Below are 17,674 nucleotides of genomic sequence, written 5' to 3'. Positions count from 1 at the left end.
AACCTATACTGTAGGGTGCAAAAAAAGGAGGAATTGGTTTGACATACCGCGTTTTATTATTTTATAAATACACAACAATTGAAGATCCGGAAAGCTTCGCCAAGGAGCATTTAGCATTTGGAAAAGAAATTGGCATCAAGGGCCGTATTTTAGTAGCCAATGAAGGGATCAATGGCACACTTTCTGGAACGGTTGAAGCAACGGATCGCTATATGGAAAAAATGGAAGCTGATCCCCGTTTTAAAGGGATTTTTTATAAGATTGACGAAGTAGAAGAACATGCGTTTAAAAAGCTATTCGTTCGTCCGCGTAAAGAATTGGTTTCATTGAACCTTGAAGACGACATCGATCCATTAGAAATGACTGGAAAATATTTAGATCCTAAAGCGTTCAAAGAAGCGTTGTTAGATGAAGATACCGTGGTGATCGATGCCCGTAACGATTATGAATATGATTTAGGCCATTTCCGAGGAGCCGTTCGTCCCGATATCCGCAGCTTCCGTGAGTTGCCGCAATGGATCATCGATAATAAAGAAAAATTCATGGATAAAAAAGTCGTTACTTATTGTACTGGTGGTATCCGTTGTGAAAAATTCTCAGGCTGGCTGCTGCGAGAAGGCTTTGAAGATGTGGCCCAACTCCATGGCGGTATCTTTGCTTATGGGAATGACCCAGAAGTTCAAGGCGAGCTTTGGGATGGGAAAATGTACGTCTTTGATGAACGCATCAGTGTGGAAATCAATCATGTAGATAAAAAAGTCATCGGTCGCGACTGGTTTGATGGAACACCTTGCGAGCGCTATGTAAACTGTGCCAACCCAGAATGCAATCGCCAATTCTTAACTTCTGAGGAAAATCAGGCTGCCCATTTAGGTGCCTGCAGCTATGATTGTGCCATCCACGAACACAACCGTTACGTGGAGCAACATGGAATCACAGAAGCAGAAAAAGCTGAACGGTTAAAAAACTTTGCAACAAAAAATGAAACAGTCACTGCCTAAACCGACAACTGTTTCACAGGAAATGAATGATTAAAAGAGTCGCACGTGAGTCCGAAAACTGGCTTAGCTCAGTCAGTTTTTCCACCTTCCGTGCGGCTTTTTTGAATGGACAGAATTGGAAACGATTGTTTTTTAATTATCTGAAAAATCTAACTATTCCAATTGTTCTTTTTTCTTTCCTATCGAGAAAAAACGCAAGGCTCTCGCATATTTCACGATTTTAGAGTAAACTATACCTAATTGTGGAAGAGGAAAGAGGAATTCAGATGAAAATTGTTATTGCTGGTGCAGGTGCTATGGGCAGCCGTTTTGCTATTATGCTAAAAAGAGGCGGAAATGACGTCACGTTGATCGACGGCTGGCCTGCGCATATCGAAGCGATCCGTGAACACGGATTACGAGCGAACTTAAACGGTGAAGAGATCGCAGTCCCTTTTTCGATCTATTCGCAAAATGAGATCCCAACGACTGTACAAGCAGACTTGATCCTGGTCTTTACTAAAGCGATGCAACTGGATCAAATGATGCAAACGATCAAACCGATGATCGGAGAGCAAACGAAAGTCTTATGCTTATTAAACGGGATCGGTCATGAGGACACGATTGAAAAATACGTCAGCACGGATAAAATCTTTTTAGGAAATACCATTTGGACGGCGGACTTGATTGGTCCTGGTAACGTTCGCTTGTTTGGGGATGGTTCTGTAGAACTGCAAAATATCGAACCGGGGAAAGAAGAAGATGCCCGTCAATTGGCGGCAGTCTTGGCTGATGCTGGGTTGAATGCGTCTTATTCTGAGAACATCCGTTACTCCATCTATCGCAAAGCCTGTGTCAACGGCACCCTAAATGGCTTGTGTTCGATTTTAAATGTGAATATTGCCCAATTCGGTCAAACCTCAACGGCGCGTGCGATGGTCCAAACGATCGTGGAAGAATTTGCGGCAGTTGCTGCCCATGAATCTGTTGAACTGGATGTATCCGAAGTAGTCCACCATATTGAGGAAACCTATGATCCAGAAGGCATCGGAATGCACTATCCATCCATGTATCAAGATTTGATCAATAATCATCGTAAAACCGAAATCGATTATATCAATGGCGCAATCTCACGAAAAGGCCGAAAGTACCAAGTGCCAACGCCTTATTGCGACTTTTTGACTCAAATGATCCATGCTAAGGAAGATATTTTAGCAGCGGAATAACCTAAGTAAATCTATTCTAAAAATGCAAAAACGGCGTATCCTTTTAGGGTTCGCCGTTTTTTGTCCATTTATCGAAAATGTGTTGTAGAGTGCATTCAAAGTTGACGCTATTGAGCAGGCAGATCCGCCATAAACCGTTCGCTACCTTGAAAGACCGCTAATTGATTGACACCAAAGGAACGCAATAGATCGCTCATCGCTGCAAAATCTAACCGATAGTCACTGGCTTTATGGGCATCAGAGCCGAGGGTGAACAATTTACCACCGACACTTTGATACAGCGGGATAGCATATTGATAAAGGTGGGCATTTTGATAGGGGCCAAAGCTCTTCGCGTTGATTTCCATCGCTAAGTCACGGGCAACGATTTTTTTGAAGATCGTCGTTAACTCTGTTTCAAAATGGGCGGCCAATTCCTCAGCTGTAAATTGGAAACGACGCAAGCCATAATCAAAGTGGGTCACGATGTGCCCGTCAGAAAACGAGTCCAACACGTGGGCCATTTGGTCAAAGTATTGTTTGGCGACTGCAAATTTGTCCTTGTTCAACACGGCATCGTCCATATAATCAAAGGTACCGTTTTGATGGATACTGATCAATTTCAAGTCATAAGGATGGCTTTCAAGATAGCGCAAGATTTCTTGTTCTTGACCAGGCACGACACCAATCTCGATGCCTTTTAAGAGTTTCGTCGCTGTGGTCTCTTGCAGCTTCTGGTGGGTATTTACTAGTAATTCATAGTCAGGAATATCATCACGGAATCCCGAATAGGGGTTCTTCAAATCGAAATGATCTGTCGCAACGAAGTAGGCAGGCTGGTAAGCAAGATAATTCTCAAACTGTTCATCTGAATCAAAAGACAAAAATGTATGCAGATGTTGATCATAATAATTCATAAACAAGACTCCTTTTCTTGAATACGATACCACAAAAAAGCAGAAGAAACTATGATTGGCTGAGAAAAGGTTTTCTCTTGGACAATTTTTCGCTTATAATAAATAAGAATAGAGCGAAGGAGTCGGTCAGCCATGAGTATGTACCTTGAAATTCCTGAATTTGAAAGTGAATTTCGTTTTCGAACGTTTCTAAATGATGGTTTGACCATCGTTTACCCCCATGTCCATAAAGAAATCGAGATCATTTACGCTAAGCGCGGCACGGTCAATATTGGTGTTGACGATACGATCATTGAGTTGGAGGAAGGGGATCTGTATCTTTTTTCCAGCGGGCAACCCCACTATTTTCTAGCATCGCCTGAGAGTGAACGCTATGTCTATCAATTTGATATGAAGCTTTTTGAAGAGCCGCTGTTGCGAGAAAATGAAGTATCCTTGATGACACTCTTTGAAGAAGGGGAGCCCCACAGCAAAAATTGGCCAACGAGTTTTACGGAAAAAATAACAGGTCTCTTGATCGAGTTGTATCAGTTGGAAGAGGAGAATGTTGTTGGGAAGCGTTATTTGACTCTCGGGCTGCTTTACCAGTTGATTGGGGAGTGCTATCAAGGTTTGCCAAAGCGCAAACAAGCCGTCAATCCACTAAAGCGAACGGCCGCGCAATACAAAGAAACCTTGCAGCGTCTGAATGATGTCTTTGAGTACATCGAATCTCATTACCAAGAAGTCTTGACGATGGAGGACACCGCAAGACATGTAGGGTTTAGTCCACATTATTTCACGCGTTTCTTTAAAACCAATACTGGCAAGACCTTCATGCAGTTTTTGACGGAATATCGCATCAATCAAGCCAAATTTATCTTGGCCAATGAAAAGATCCCCATGGCAGAAGTCGCTGAAAAAGCAGGTTTTGCCAGTGTCAAAACATTTCACCATGTCTTTAAGGAAGCCGTTGGTCAATCACCGTTGCAGTACCAGAAACAACTGAATCAAAATCGATAGAAACAGCCGATGAGCCTTTGCTTGTCGACTGTTTTTTTGTCAATTTGGCACTATTTTTTTCTCGATAGTGTTTTTTTAAGCGCTTTGCATAAATTGTGGAGTGGTTCTTTTTGTTAAAGTTTCATAAGATAATTTTCGGGAATTTTTTCAATGGAAACTGGGAAGAACTGCTTTCGATGTTTCGCTATAATGAGGAGGTAGAAAATAATAAGCGTTTTCAGGAGGAAAGATATGACAGTTAAAGTTGGAATCATTGGGTGCGGTGGGATCGCAAACGGCAAGCACATGCCTGCCTTGTCTCAAGTAGAAGAAGTAGAAATGGTTGCCTTTTGTGATCTGCTGGTTGAACGTGCAGTTGAAGCGAAATCAGCATTTGGGACCGAAGATGCCCAAGTATTCAGCGATTATCAAGAAATGTTGGCACAAGCTGATCTAGATGTGATCCATGTGTGTACACCGAACGCCTCACATGCTGAGTTGACGATTGCCGCACTAGAAGCGGATTGTCATGTCATGTGTGAAAAACCAATGGCAAAAACAGCGGCAGAAGCCAAAGCAATGATCGAAGCAGCTAACCGAACAGGGAAAAAACTCACGATCGGCTACCAAAACCGTTTTAGAAAAGATTCTCGGTATCTTCATGAAGTGTGCGCCGAAGGACAATTAGGAAACATTTATTTTGGGAAAGCTCATGCGATCCGTCGTCGGGCTGTGCCAACTTGGGGTGTTTTCCTTGATGAAGAAGCGCAAGGCGGCGGTCCGTTGATCGATATTGGTACCCACGCATTGGATCTGACCTTATGGATGATGAACAATTACAAACCAAAATTTGTTGTCGGAAAAGCGTATCATGAGTTGTCGCAAACCAAAAATGCCGCAAATGCTTGGGGCCCTTGGGATCCAGAGAAATTCTCAGTAGAAGATTCGGCCTTTGGTTTTGTGGTCATGGAAGATGGCGCAACGATTTTCTTAGAAGCTAGCTGGGCGCTCAACAGCTTGGATGTGAAAGAAGCCAAAACGACACTGATGGGCAGCAAAGCGGGTGCGGATATGAACAACGGTTTGACCATCAACGGAGAAGACCACAGTTTGCTGTATGAAAAAAATATCGAACTTGAAACAGGCGGCGTTGATTTTTATGAAGGAAACGGCGAGACGCCAGAAATTTTAGAAGCACAATCGTGGATCCATGCGATCATCAACGATACCGAACCAGTGGTCAAACCTGAAGAAGCAATGGTCGTGACGGAGATTTTAGAAGCGATCTACAAATCATCGCAAACCGGTGAGCCAGTCTACCTATAAGAACTGCTGGAAGAAAAGGAGCGAGCATAAATGACAAAACCGAAAATCGCTTTACAGCTTTGGAGTATTCAAGAGGACTGCAAGACAGATCTTTTTGAAGCGTTGAAAACAGTTAAACAAAACGGCTATAACGGTGTTGAATTTGCCGGTTATCATGGACACAGTGCTGCCCAGATCAAAGAAATGCTGGAGCAGTTGGATTTGGCGGTCGCGGCTTCCCATATCCCGTTTGAAGCATTGCGAGATCGTTTTGAAGAAACCGTCACTTTTGAAAAAACGATTGGCAATCAACGGATCGTCATTCCGTATGCCAGCTTTGATTCTTTGGAAAAATGGCAAGCCTTTGCTGCGGAGCTGACCCAGATCACCCAAAAGTTGCAAGCAGAAGGGCTGACTTGCTACTACCACAACCATGCCCATGAATTTACTGAAGTTGCTGGAGAATCTATGATCGATGAACTGATCAAAGACAATCCGCAACTGCGTTTGGAAGCCGACCTTTACTGGTTAGCCTTTGCAAACGTGGCTGTTTTACCTTGGCTAAAGGAACGCGAAACGAAGGTCGGTTTGGTTCATATCAAAGATATGCAAGAGCAGCCGCAGGAAAGCACCGAGATCGGCAATGGGATTTTACCAATCAAGTCGTATGTAGAAGCAGCTAAAGCATTAGAACTACCATGGCTGATCGTCGAGCAGGAAGCGTTTCAAAAATTCGCTCCTTTAGAAGCCAGCGGGATTGATTATCTGCAATTAAAAAACATCGTAGAGGAGGTCTACCAATGATCCACGTTACGGTATGGAACGAGTTTCGTCATGAAAAAACGAATGAGACCGTCCAAAAAATGTATCCAGAAGGAATCCATGATCAAATTGCCAAGTTTTTAGAAGAGGATGATTTCCAAGTGCGAACGGCGACCCTTGATGAACCAGAACACGGGTTGACGGAGCAAGTATTGGCTGACACGGATGTGTTGGTTTGGTGGGGCCATATGGCGCATGAAGAAGTCGATGATGCTATCGTTGCTCGTGTGCAGCAGCGTGTATGGGAAGGAATGGGACTGATCGTCTTGCATTCTGGTCATTTTTCGAAAATCTTTAAAACCTTGATGGGAACGTCGTGCGATTTAAAATGGCGAGTAGACGATCAGCATGCGCGGATCTGGAATGTCAATCCAAGCCACCCAATTGTTGAAGGAGTCGGCGAATGGATCGAACTAGAGCAAGAGGAAATGTATGGCGAGCACTTTGATATTCCAGCGCCGGATGAATTGATCTTTGTCAGCTGGTTCCCTGGTGGTGAAGTTTTCCGTAGCGGCTGTACATTCCGCCGTGGGAATGGCAAGATCTTCTATTTCCAGCCTGGTCATGAGACATTCCCAAGCTATTACAATCCCAAAGTGCAAAAAGTGATCCAAAATGCGGCTCGCTGGTGTGCACCAACAGAAAATCGTTACCCAACATATGGGCATTTTCAAGCAATTGAGGAGGAAAGAAAATGAAATTAGGTGTTTTTACCCCGTTATTCAATCAACTTAGCTTTGAAGAAATGATCGATGAAGTAGCGAAAAAAGGGCTGCAAACCGTCGAGATCGGTACCGGTGGTTCTCCAGGCAATGCCCACTTAGACATTGACCGTTTACTAGCAAGTGAAGCAGAGCGAAAAGAATACTTAGCGAAATTAGCTGATAAAGGATTGGAAATCTCAGCTTTGAGCTGTCACAACAACCCAATCTCTCCATTAAAAGCAGAAGCGCAAGAAGCCGATGAACTTTTGCGCAAAACCATCAAATTAGCCAGCTTAATGAATGTACCTGTTGTGAATGGATTTTCAGGCGTTTCAGGCGGAAATGCAACAGATACGCAAGTCAACTGGCCAGTATTGCCATGGCCAACGGAATACGATGACAATTATAATTATCAATGGGAACAAAAACTGATTCCTTATTGGAAAGGCATCAACACGGAAGCGGAAGCGGCTGGTGTGAAAATCGGAATCGAACTTCATGGTGGCTTTTTGGCACATACCCCTTATACGATGTTGAAACTGCGGGATGCTGCGGGTAAAGCCATCGGCTGTAACTTGGATCCAAGTCATTTATGGTGGCAAGGGATCGACCCAGTGGCAGCGGTCAAAATCTTAGGGGAAGCCGATGCGATCCATCACTTCCATGCCAAAGATATGTATTTGGACCAAGACAATATCAACATGCATGGCTTGACGGACATGCAACCATATAGCAATGTCAAAACCCGAGCTTGGACCTTCCGTTCAGTCGGTTGCGGCCACAGCTTACAAGTCTGGTCAGATATTATTTCTGCGCTTAGAATTTATGGGTATGATTATGTCTTGAGTATTGAACATGAAGATCCAATCATGTCCATTGATGAAGGACTGACTCGTGCCATCAGTAACTTGAAGACGATTATGATCCGTGAAGAAGCTTCATCCATGTGGTGGGCATAAGAAGAAAACCGAGGAGTGTCAGACATGAGTGCAATCAATTTTGCAGTAATCGGATATGGCGGCATGGGTGCGTACCATGTCCACAATATCTTACCAAATGAAAACGAACGAATCCACATCGTAGGAACTTACGATATCAATGAAGAACGTCAAGCGATCTCCCAAGAAAAAGGCCATAAGATCTTTAAAAGCTATGATGAAGTCTTAGCCGATGAGACGATCGAAGCAGTATTGATCGCCACACCTAATGACTTGCACAAAGAGTTATCGATCGCTGCGTTGAAAGCCGGCAAACATGTTGTTTGCGAGAAGCCTGTTGCGTTGAATACTGCGGAACTAGATGAGATCGTGGCGGTTGCCCAAGAAACTGGCAATACCTTTATGGTTCACCAAAACCGCCGTTGGGACCCTGATTTTCTACTTGTACGCGAACTGTACCGTAATGGACAGATCGGTGATTTGTTCCAATTAGAGTCACGGGTCCAAGGGGCAAACGGCATCCCAGGAGACTGGCGCCATGTGAAAAAACAAGGTGGGGGAATGCTTTTAGACTGGGGCGTTCACTTGCTGGATCAAATGCTATGGCTGATCGACAGTCCAGTGAAAGATGTTAAAGCGGATCTTAGCTTTGTGTTGGGGGAAGAAGTCGATGATGGGTTCTTCGCTTTGATTACCTTTGAAAATGGGGTCAAAGCAATCGTGGAAGTTGGAACCTCCAATTACACGCAATTGCCTCGCTGGTACATCAAAGGAACAGAAGGAACAGCCACCATCACCGATTGGGATTTAAATGGGGAAATGGTGCAAGCAACAGGTCGCGAAGATGTGGCAGCACCAAAACCAGTCCAAGCAGGCGTCGGCTTGACGAAAACGATGGCACCCCCATCGGAATTGGCAGCCAAAGAAATTCCTTTCCCGAAAGCCGAAGCAGATTTTGAACCTTTCTACAAGAATTTTTACAACGTTGTACGCAACGGTGCCGAACCTATCGTTAAAAACGAAGAAGTTCGAGCAGTGATGCAGTTGATCGAACGCATTTTTGCCACAGCGTAAGAGAATAGAAAAAAGCACTAGCTGAGGGAGTGATCTCTTTTCGCTACGTGCTTTTTTTGTGTAATGAAACGATAACAGTTATTCCGATACGTAAAAATTGAACAATAAATCTTGAGGATAATTTCCCCATCGATCGCCGAAGATGGTCAAACCACCAGCATTTTCGGCAGTTGCAGGTGCAGCAATTTTAAAGGTGAAAAAATCACTGTGGTCTAAGTCGATTTCATTCAGGTTGTGATCGGTTAATTTTTCTCCATCGAGGGAAGTATCATAGCGATTGATGCGTAAATGCTTAAGTAATCCATATTGACTGAACTCATCGATCCACCATTGCGGAGTCAGAGAACCTCTGACATCCGAAAAGTTTCCTGGTACGGTATAGCTACCGATGCAGTGATTGTTTAAGTAAAAGGAAAGATCGCTGGGCCAATAGTTATTCGAAATGGGGAACTCTGAAGCGATCTCCATACTAATTTCTAGTAATTCGATTTTTTCACCATTTTTCAAAGGATTTGGGATTTTGTATTCTAAAAAACCGTTATTTAGCCAGATGATACTTGCATCAACACGTTCTTGATCCAGAAAAGATTTTGGATCATCTAAGGCGCCAATCAAGCGGTCTTTGGTCGCCATTCCACAAGAAGGCTCAGCTTTAAAATCGGTGAAGTGGCCAATTTTCACGGATTGGGAGGTTAGATTCATTTCTGGAAACACTTTTGCTGGGAAATTGATATTGATGAAATCAGTTTTTAGAGATAAATATTTTTTCTTCCAGTCTTGCCCCGATCCTTTTTCTGTTTTGATCAACTGAGCTTCTTCGAGTTTACGGATATGTTTGGTCATCAAAGCATTGCTGATTGCTAATTTTTGTCCAATTTCACTGATGCTTTTCTTCTTATCGCCTAATTCTCTTAAAATCGCTAAGCGAGTTTCATTTGCCAGTGCTTCGTAGATCGGTAAAGATGCGTTTGTTAGATCCAATTCCATAGCGATCACCTCGTTATACTAAAATGTTTAATGAAAAGATGGTTTAATTATAACACAACCTTGTGAATTTACCAAATGGTAAAATGATGATTTTTTAGCTATCCCTTGTTAAAATAGTGTTGACAGCGCTTTATATTTATAGTAACTTTACGGTGTAAACATTGTTCGACGATAGTCTAACGATTATGTTTATTGATAACTGGATGTCATTTTACTTTTTAGTTAAATTAAAAGGAGTGTAAAAAATGAAAGTAAGTAAATCAATTGTTTTAGTAGGGACAAGCTTATTATGTACAGTGTTGTTAGCTGCTTGTGGCGGAAGTGGTAGCTCAAGTAATAATTCAGAAATTTTGCTTTGGTCTTCGACAACAGGACCGGACGGTGAAAAAATCAAAAAAACGATTGATCAATACAATGAAACAGACCCAGACTTTAAAGTGAAGTTAGTAAGCATGCAAGGTGACACCTTTACTTCAAAGTTGACGACTGCGGGGAAATCGGGGAAAGGTGTCCCTGATTTGGCTTTGATCGCCTCAGAAGCTTTGCCTACGTATAAACACCAAGACATGCTTGAAACTTGGGATGACATGATCGATGGGACAGAATTGGCACGGGAAAACTACGTAGAAGCTGCTTGGGACACTGGTGTAGTGGATGATAGTCAATATGGGATTCCGGCAACCATGGGTTCGTGGGTGATGTATTACAACCAAGATTTGGTGGATAAATATGTTCCAGGAGCGTTGGATGATGGCGTAGTGACGTATGAAGAAATCAGACAAGCTGGGGAAAAAGCAAAAGCAGATGGTATCTATAGTTTTGGCTATACATGGGGCATGCAGAATTATTCGAATCTCTACCAACAAATGGGTGGGGAATGGCAAGATGCACAAGGAAACATCAATATCGATAATGAGTTTTCTTACAATGCCGTTCAAGAGTTTAAGGATCTATACGATGCCGGCTACATGGTCCCAGATGGTGAAGATGCAAATAAACTTTTTGCAAACCAGCAGCTGATTTTTCTTCCAGAAGGAACATGGATGCTAAGTAATATGGAAGAAATCAGTGACTTCACTTGGGGTCAAACATTTACTCCTCAATGGGATGCGGAACATATCATTCAGGGTTCAGGCGTCGATCAGTTTGCGATGTTCAAAACGAACGAGGAACGTTCCGATGAAAAGAAAAGTGGCATGGTCGACTTTCTGACTTGGTTACAAGCAAACCAATTAGAGTGGGTCAAATCAGGTGCAAATCCTACTTCCTTAGCAATGCTAGACAATGAAGAATATGTTGAGATGCCACAATCCTTCTTATTGAAGACAGAAAAAGGACAGGCGGCAATTTCTGTTAACGCAGTTGATGGCTTATCGTATATCTTTGGTGAATATGATAATCGTTCATGGGACATGATCACAGGAAAAGCAGATATTCAAACGACTTTTGGTGAGATCCAAAAAGTTGTAGAAGAAAAGATGAAATAATCTTCTCATGTGGAGGCTGTGGCAGAAGGAAGAGCGACCATAAAAAGAATTCAGTCCATTTTTTGATAGGGTAGGAATTCTGATAGGGAGGCTTAAAGGGCTGTCACAGTCGTTTCTTGTTGAGAGCTGCACTAGAAATACAAGGAAGGATGGGTATTGATGAAAAAAAGGTTAAATGGCTGGCCAATCGTTTTTATTGGTCCGCATATGCTCCTTTTTCTTTTATTCTTTTTAGTTCCTGCAGTGATTGGGATCTATGTTTCTTTTACTGAATGGGATCTGTTCAGTACACCGATTTTTGTCGGGTTTGATAATTTTAAAACGATTTTGTTTGATCAAGACTCGTTGTATCATACGCAATTTTTTAATGGAATGAAAAATACGCTGTTTTTTGCGGCAATCTCCGTTCCGTTATGTATTGTAATTCCCTTGTTGCTAGCGGTTGCATTATCTGCTAAACCAAAAATGATGCGTTTTTTTCAATCGATTCTCTACCTGCCAACATTATTTGCAATCTCTGCCGTCATGATTATTTGGGGGTTCCTTTTGAGCAAATCTTTTGGACCGATCAAAGAAGTATTCGGTATCGACATCAATTTTGTAGGCACGCAACCATGGGCATGGATCGCTATTTTGATCGTGACGATTTGGTGGACATTAGGTGGGAATCTAATTATTTATGTTGCTGCATTAAATGGCGTCTCCAAAGAGCAGTTAGAAGCAGCAGAATTAGATGGTGCGAATAGTATCACGAAATTTTTCCGTATTTCTTTGCCGAGTATTCGCAACCAGCTTGTTTTTACCACGGTCATGACGACCATCGCTCAGTTTAATATTTATGGTCAGCCACTAATGCTGACGGGAGGCGGACCCAACAATTCTACTCGCGTGTTGATGATGTACATCCAAGAAAATGCCTTTGGTAGTAGTACCTCGGTTGCAGGAATTTCTTCAGCGATGGCCATTCTACTAGGTTTTGTAATCATGGCAGTTTCGATTGTGCAATTTATGGTCATCAAAAAAATGGAAAGATAGGAGGGATGAAGATGCGAGAAAACAAACTAGGGAAAAGAATTGCCTTTATTTTACTAGCGATCGTCTGTGTGATTTGGATCTTTCCTTTGATATGGGCAATTTTTACCTCGTTTAAATCGGAGGCAGAGATTCAAAAGGTTGGGTTCAGTTTGATTCCGCAAGATTGGACGCTGGCTAACTTTTTGGGCTTGTTACAAGGCAATGATTCTTCTCCTGTGTTCCGCTGGTTTGTGAATTCAATGATTATTTCAACTTCACATACGCTGTTAGTTATGGTGATCGTCTCGTTTGCGGCTTATGGCTATACACGACTCACCTTTAAGGGGAGAGATTTGATTTTTGCCTTATTGTTAGGAACGATGATGTTTCCCGGGGTGGTCAATTTGATCCCGAATTTTAAAATCGTTGATACGTTAGGTTGGACCAATACATTTCTGGCAGTCATCGTTCCTGGAGCAGCAGGTGTTTATAACATTTTTCTCGTTCGGCAGTTCATTTTAGGGATTCCTAAAGAATTGGATGAATCGGCTGTGATCGATGGGGCCAACGAGTTTCAAATCTTTTATCATATCATTTTACCGTTGATCAAACCTGTATTGACGGTGGTTGCGTTATTTAGTTTTACTGGCTCATGGAATGACTTCTTGTGGCCATCGATCGTGATAAACGATATTGATAAATTGCCGATTACACCGGGGCTGCAATTGCTACAAGGGCAATACATGACCTATCCGGGAATTGGAACTGCTGGAGCAATCTTAGCCTTGATCCCTACCTTTTTATTGTATTTGGTGGCGCAAAAAAGCTTTATGGCGTCAATGTCGTTGCAAAGTGGCATAAAATAATTTGTTTTTGGAGGAAATATGAGTAGAGAAGAATACCCGAGACCGCAATTTGAGAGAGAAAATTGGTTAAGCTTAAATGGTGAATGGCAATTTGCCTTTGATGACCAAAATCTTGGTTTAAAAGAAAAGTGGTACACAAACGAAGCAAACTATCCGTACAAGATCAATGTTCCCTTTGTCTATCAAAGTGCATTGAGCGGCATTGATCATCGAGAAGTGCACGACGTTGTATGGTATTATCGGACCTTCGATGTGCAAGTCCCTGAAAAAAGTCGTGTCCTTTTGCATTTTGGGGCGGTGGACTATGAAGCAGATGTGTTTGTCAATGGAAATCATGTGAAAAATCATTGCGGAGGGCATACCTCGTTTGATATAGACATCACGGATGCTCTAGTATCTGGACAAGAGCAAATACTAAGTGTGCGAGCATTTGACCCGCATTTTGATGAAAGCATTCCACGGGGGAAACAATTTTGGGAAGAAGAATCAGCAGGAATCTGGTACACAAACTCAACAGGGATCTGGCAGCCAGTCTGGCTTGAAGTAGTTGCTGAAACCCATCTGCAACAGGTGAAATTTACGAGTGATTTTGATGCTGGCGCCGTGAAGATCGATGTAGAACTGAACCAGTTGCAGCCGCAAGTAGTCTTAGAATATCAAATCTATTTTAAAGATGTTTTAGTTACCAGCGGAAAGGCAGACTTTATCACTTCTAAGTTGAGTTTTGCAGTTGATATTTTCCAGCAAGAAATTTTTCGGACGAATTTTCACCACGAAGGCTGGTCTTGGACACCTGAAAAGCCGCAATTATTTGATGTTGAATTGACGCTTAGAGAAGCAGGGAATGCCATCGATCAGCTAAAAAGTTATTTTGGTATGCGTAAAATACATACAGAAAACGGTATGATTTACTTAAATAACAAGCCTTACTACCAGAAGTTGGTTCTCGATCAAGGCTATTGGCCGAGCGGCTTGTTAACTGCACCAACAGATGAGGACTTTAAACAAGACATCTTATTGGCCAAAGAAATGGGATTTAATGGTTGCCGAAAACACCAAAAAACAGAAGACCCACGCTTTTTATACTGGGCAGATAAATTAGGATTTCTTGTTTGGGGAGAGTGTGCGGCGCCGGCAATCTATACCGATCGTTCTGTGATGCGTTTGATGCAAGAGTGGGCAGAGATCATCACTCGGGACTATAGTCACCCTTCGATCGTTACTTGGGTACCAATCAATGAGAGCTGGGGTGTGCCAAAAATATCATTTGATCGTCAGCAACAGCATTTTTCTCAAGCAATGTATCACTTTATCCATTCGCTAGACCAGCAACGGTTGGTTATTTCAAATGATGGTTGGGCGATGACGGAGACAGATATTTGTGCGATTCATAATTATGCGCATGGGCAAGAATCTGAACGGCAAAAATATCTATACTTCAAAGACAGTCTCAGCACGAGAGAAAAATTGGTGAATCGAGTATCGACCCCATGGCCGATTTTCGCTGGAGGATTTTCTTATCAGGATCAGCCTATTTTATTGACCGAGTTTGGCGGTATTGGCTTCGATGTTTCGGGGCAACCCGGTTGGGGCTATACCTCAGTGGAAAATCAACAAGATTTCTTGAAGGATTATCAGCGAATCATGACAGCTGTTTATGATTCTGTCGGACTCTGGGGCTATTGCTACACTCAGTTGACAGATGTTGAACAAGAAATCAATGGATTGCTGACCTATGACCGCCAACCAAAAGTTGATTTGGCAGCGATTAAAGAGATCAATGAGCAGTTTCATCCACCACAGATAGAATAAAATGATTGGTAAGGAAAGGGGCGATGTCCGATGGGGAAATCAGCAGCTTGGCTCAGTGGAGTAAGTATCTTGATTGCTGCGCTTATGATAACCGGTTGTAGCACTGGAACTAATCCAGGGGAAGAAGTGTCCGATTTTACTTCAATTATCGATAATGATGGGGCAGATCCTTGGATCTTGCAAACGGAAGCGTTCTTTTATTATACCAAAACGACTGGGAATAATTTAACGCTTTGGCGTGCTGAAAACCTCTCTCACGTTGCTGCTGGTGAAAAAAAGGTCATCTGGGAAATGCCAGCAGAATTTGAAAGTATCTGGGCACCCGAGCTTCATTACTTAGATGATCGCTGGGTGATGTATTTCGCGGCTAATCGTCCTTCAGAAACGCATCGTATGTACGCATTAGTCAATCATCAAAAAGATCCTTACATGGGTGAGTGGCAATTGGAAGAGATCAAAGGGATGGATGATAAATTTGCGATTGATGGAACAGTTTTAGAGATCAATGACAAACGCTATTTCCTTTGGTCGGGCTGGGAAGGGTATGAAAATGTTGCGCAAAATCTTTATGTAGCGGAAATGGTCTCCCCTACGGAAGTGATTGGGGAGAAACGGCTTATCTCAGAACCAGAATATGAATGGGAAATGCGGCAAACACCATTGATCAATGAAGCCCCTCAAGTGATTATCAAAGACGAAACAGTCAATTTGGTATACTCTGCCAGTGGAAGCTGGGACAATGATTACGCTCTTGGTCTTATGACCCTAGATGTAGCTGATGATCCCCTAGAAAGAGCGAATTGGCAAAAGGAACCAGAGCCGATTTTCCAACAGACAAACACTGTCTATGGACCTGGTCATAATGGATTTGCCAAATCAAAAGATGGTTCTGAAGACTGGTTGATTTATCACGCTGCTCGGTGGGATCATTCGGGCTGGGACCGTTCAATCCGCTTGCAAAAGTTTGGTTGGGATCAAGAGGATAAAGTCCTACTGGAAGCTCCTTTGGATGAGTGGCATGTTCAAGCGTTGCCAAAAGCTGAGCCGAATCGACTGCGATTAACTGCTAGCCGTGCTTTGTTGGAAGGCGATTTAGCGCTTGTCGAAGATGAGGCAGCACTCTCTAAGAAAGTCGTCCAAGGCTTTGAATCAACGACTGACAAAATTATCTTTACCCCTCAGATTGAAGAATCAGATGAATTTCTGGTGATTGCCTATGTCAAAACCACTGATTATCTCTCCTTAAATGACCCAATTCAGGTCAAGATTGAAACGAAACAAGCAAGTCACGTGGTGGATGTCTATCCTTCCGAATATTATCAACCGCTACAAGTCCGCATGAAGTTACCGAAAGGACCGCAGGAAATCACCCTTTCGTCTGAGATTGGGGTTGACACGCTAAGTATTGATCGTTTAGAAATCGTCAAATTCCAATAAAGAATAATGAGGAAGTTTTTTTAATCCAAGCGACGGGTGATGATCGTTTGACTCCTGCTACTTTGTCTTTAGACAATGTGGCAGGATTTTTTTATCCTTGAAAATTCCCAACTCCTACCGCCATAGCCTAAAATTCCATGTATAATAAAGAAAACGACCGTTTTATTTGGCGAAGGGAAAAGAAAAAGCAAAAGAGGTGCGAACTATGAGGATGAATCAAGAAAAGCTGACTTCATCAAATGGGAAGGATCAGCTTTTTGTCAAAACGTGGCTGCCAGAAGAACAGCCGAAAGCAGTCGTGCAAATCGTTCACGGAATGATCGAACACATTGAACGTTACCACGAGTTTGCGGAATGTTTGACTACGCAAGGCTATGCGGTGGTCGGTCATGATCACTTAGGGCATGGGCAATCCGTGAAAGAAACACAGGCCTATGGGCATTTTGGTGAAAAAGAGGGCGCCAACTATTTAGTGGCAGATGTGGGAGTGGTCCATCAGTACGCAGCTGCTTGCTACCCAGACCGACCATACTTTATCTTAGGGCACAGTATGGGGTCGCTGGTGTTGCGGAATTATTTGTTTAGTCAGCCACATCCATTGTCAGGAGCGATCATCATGGGCACCACGATGGAAAAAGCCGTGCTGATGCAAGGAGGCAAACTTGTCACGAACTTGTTGCGCCCGTTTGCCGCTCAGCAATGGCCTTATCACGTAATGGAACAGCTGGTTTTTGGCCAGCACAACCGGCGTTTTCGTCCCAATCGGACCGCCAAGGATTGGTTGACCAGTGATCCGCAACAAGTGGATCGCTACTTGAAGGACCCTTACACGCAATTTCATTTTTCCTTAGCGGCTTACAAGGATCTCTTTACATTGACGCAAGCTGCCAGTGATCCGGATCAACTGCGCAGGATTGATCCAGAATTGCCGCTGCTCTTGATTTCAGGTGCAGATGATCCTGTGGGGCACTATGGCAAAAGCGTCCGCCAATTGGCTCAGCAGCTGAAGCAAAATGCTGACGTGACGATGTATTTGCTTGAGCAGGGACGTCATGAGATTTTGAATGAGCGCAACCGCGAGATCGTTTACAATGAAATTTCTCGCTGGCTGTTTGAAAAAATGCCGAAATGACGAACGTTAAGAA

At 43.0% G+C, this 17,674-nt stretch carries 16 protein-coding genes; 14 read left to right on the top strand and 2 right to left on the bottom strand.

Going from position 1 to position 17,674, the window contains the following annotated elements; all coding sequences use genetic code 11:
* The first annotated feature begins 38 nt into the window (after positions 1–38).
* Both trhO and ACTW1R_RS13945 read left to right on the top strand, forming a co-directional pair.
* Complete coding sequence (gene trhO / locus ACTW1R_RS13950) at positions 39–1,001, top strand: oxygen-dependent tRNA uridine(34) hydroxylase TrhO (protein WP_010749997.1); 963 nt, start codon at positions 39–41, stop codon at positions 999–1,001.
* A gap of 266 nt (positions 1,002–1,267) precedes the next feature.
* Entirely contained in the window at positions 1,268–2,206 is a 939-nt protein-coding gene (locus ACTW1R_RS13945; protein WP_005228196.1) for a 2-dehydropantoate 2-reductase, read from the top strand.
* Positions 2,207–2,313: 107 nt separating this feature from the next.
* Here the strand turns inward: ACTW1R_RS13945 and ACTW1R_RS13940 are convergent, their stop codons facing one another.
* Entirely contained in the window at positions 2,314–3,102 is a 789-nt protein-coding gene (locus ACTW1R_RS13940; protein ID WP_060791485.1) for a PHP domain-containing protein, read from the bottom strand.
* 132 nt (positions 3,103–3,234) lie between these two features.
* Here ACTW1R_RS13940 and ACTW1R_RS13935 point away from each other — a divergent pair, with 132 nt between their 5' ends.
* The 6 genes from ACTW1R_RS13935 (at position 3,235) to ACTW1R_RS13910 (ending at position 8,926) form a co-directional block, all read left to right on the top strand.
* A complete protein-coding gene (locus ACTW1R_RS13935; protein WP_167821442.1) occupies positions 3,235–4,104 on the top strand; it encodes an AraC family transcriptional regulator in 870 nt (289 codons plus the stop codon).
* 231 nt (positions 4,105–4,335) lie between these two features.
* Positions 4,336–5,409: a Gfo/Idh/MocA family protein gene (locus ACTW1R_RS13930; protein ID WP_005228203.1), complete on the top strand. Its 1,074-nt coding sequence runs from the start codon at positions 4,336–4,338 to the stop codon at positions 5,407–5,409.
* Between the two features lie 30 nt (positions 5,410–5,439).
* Positions 5,440–6,192 carry a sugar phosphate isomerase/epimerase family protein gene (locus ACTW1R_RS13925; protein ID WP_167821443.1) on the top strand — a complete coding sequence of 251 codons (753 nt, stop codon included), beginning with the start codon at positions 5,440–5,442 and terminating at the stop codon, positions 6,190–6,192.
* Positions 6,189–6,908: a ThuA domain-containing protein gene (locus tag ACTW1R_RS13920; protein WP_167821444.1), complete on the top strand. Its 720-nt coding sequence runs from the start codon at positions 6,189–6,191 to the stop codon at positions 6,906–6,908. The genes ACTW1R_RS13925 and ACTW1R_RS13920 overlap by 4 nt, the downstream gene beginning before the upstream one ends.
* Positions 6,905–7,873, top strand: a complete 969-nt coding sequence (locus tag ACTW1R_RS13915) for a sugar phosphate isomerase/epimerase family protein (RefSeq protein WP_489927303.1) — start codon at positions 6,905–6,907, stop codon at positions 7,871–7,873. Before ACTW1R_RS13920 ends, ACTW1R_RS13915 begins: the two co-directional genes overlap by 4 nt.
* 24 nt (positions 7,874–7,897) lie before the next feature.
* A complete protein-coding gene (locus ACTW1R_RS13910) occupies positions 7,898–8,926 on the top strand; it encodes a Gfo/Idh/MocA family protein (RefSeq protein WP_010749991.1) in 1,029 nt (342 codons plus the stop codon).
* 78 nt (positions 8,927–9,004) lie between these two features.
* On the opposite strand, the gene ACTW1R_RS13905 is transcribed toward ACTW1R_RS13910, so the two are convergent.
* Positions 9,005–9,913, bottom strand: coding sequence for an ArsR/SmtB family transcription factor (locus ACTW1R_RS13905; protein ID WP_008380365.1), 909 nt, complete (start codon positions 9,911–9,913; stop codon positions 9,005–9,007).
* A 245-nt stretch (positions 9,914–10,158) separates the two neighbouring features.
* Here ACTW1R_RS13905 and ACTW1R_RS13900 point away from each other — a divergent pair, with 245 nt between their 5' ends.
* The 6 genes from ACTW1R_RS13900 (at position 10,159) to ACTW1R_RS13875 (ending at position 17,661) form a co-directional block, all read left to right on the top strand.
* Positions 10,159–11,400 (top strand): extracellular solute-binding protein, encoded by a 1,242-nt coding sequence (locus tag ACTW1R_RS13900; RefSeq protein ID WP_016609466.1) that lies wholly within the window; start codon positions 10,159–10,161, stop codon positions 11,398–11,400.
* 159 nt (positions 11,401–11,559) lie between these two features.
* Entirely contained in the window at positions 11,560–12,435 is an 876-nt protein-coding gene (locus ACTW1R_RS13895; RefSeq protein ID WP_016609464.1) for a carbohydrate ABC transporter permease, read from the top strand.
* An 11-nt stretch (positions 12,436–12,446) separates the two neighbouring features.
* Positions 12,447–13,280 (top strand): carbohydrate ABC transporter permease, encoded by an 834-nt coding sequence (locus ACTW1R_RS13890; RefSeq protein ID WP_081117855.1) that lies wholly within the window; start codon positions 12,447–12,449, stop codon positions 13,278–13,280.
* A gap of 18 nt (positions 13,281–13,298) precedes the next feature.
* A complete protein-coding gene (locus ACTW1R_RS13885) occupies positions 13,299–15,092 on the top strand; it encodes a glycoside hydrolase family 2 protein (RefSeq protein ID WP_087628010.1) in 1,794 nt (597 codons plus the stop codon).
* A 30-nt stretch (positions 15,093–15,122) separates the two neighbouring features.
* The gene (locus tag ACTW1R_RS13880) at positions 15,123–16,529 is read left to right on the top strand and encodes a glycoside hydrolase family 43 protein (protein WP_087628009.1); all 1,407 of its coding nucleotides are present in this window, start codon (positions 15,123–15,125) and stop codon (positions 16,527–16,529) included.
* Positions 16,530–16,734: 205 nt separating this feature from the next.
* On the top strand, positions 16,735–17,661 hold the full coding sequence (locus ACTW1R_RS13875) for an alpha/beta fold hydrolase (RefSeq protein WP_087628008.1): 927 nt from the start codon (positions 16,735–16,737) through the stop codon (positions 17,659–17,661).
* The last annotated feature ends 13 nt before the right edge of the window (positions 17,662–17,674 follow it).

This window comes from Enterococcus sp. R12 (assembly GCF_058135755.1).
Note: the sequence above shows the minus strand (reverse complement) of the source record. Positions and strands in the feature narration are given on the sequence as shown.